The following is a 439-nucleotide window of genomic DNA, read 5'->3' as shown; positions in this document are numbered from 1 at the left end:
AAATCAGGCAAGTCCGCTGGCGCGGGCCTGGGCGAGGGCCATGACGATCCAGTCCCGCTCGGCATCGCCATCGGCGATCGCGCGCACCAGTCGCTCGCGGCAGACCTCGGCGCTGGGCAGGGGAACGCCATTGGCAGCACCCGTGGCGAGGGCGAGATCGACATCCTTGAGGGCAAGGGTTGCGGTGAAGCCGACATTATCCCAGCTGCGATCCAGGATCGCGCGCGAATAGCCACTATAGGCCGGACCGGAAAACAGACCCTCGATCAGGATATCGCGCATCGCTTCGGGATCGGCCCCGGACTTCTCGATCAGGCTGAACGCCTCGCCCATGACCTCGATCGCGCAGGCCAGCACCATATTGTTGGTGAGCTTGAGCAGCGAGGCGGTGGCGGGATCGGACCCGGCGGCGAAAGTCCGCCTGCCGATGGCGTCGAAC

1 protein-coding gene is annotated in these 439 nt (G+C 65.8%); it reads right to left on the bottom strand.

What is annotated here, in order from left to right; all coding sequences use genetic code 11:
- Positions 1-3 precede the first annotated feature (3 nt).
- Positions 4-439 (bottom strand): NAD-binding protein (locus MRBLSP13_RS19945; RefSeq protein ID WP_363756256.1); only part of this gene is annotated, 436 nt, incomplete at its 5' end.

Origin of the sequence: Sphingobium sp. LSP13-1-1.1 (genome assembly GCF_040676415.1) — a bacterium.
In the GTDB taxonomy this organism is placed as follows: domain Bacteria; phylum Pseudomonadota; class Alphaproteobacteria; order Sphingomonadales; family Sphingomonadaceae; genus Sphingobium.
The sequence above is the reverse complement of the archived record's forward strand: the minus strand, read 5'-3'. Positions and strand labels throughout refer to the sequence as shown.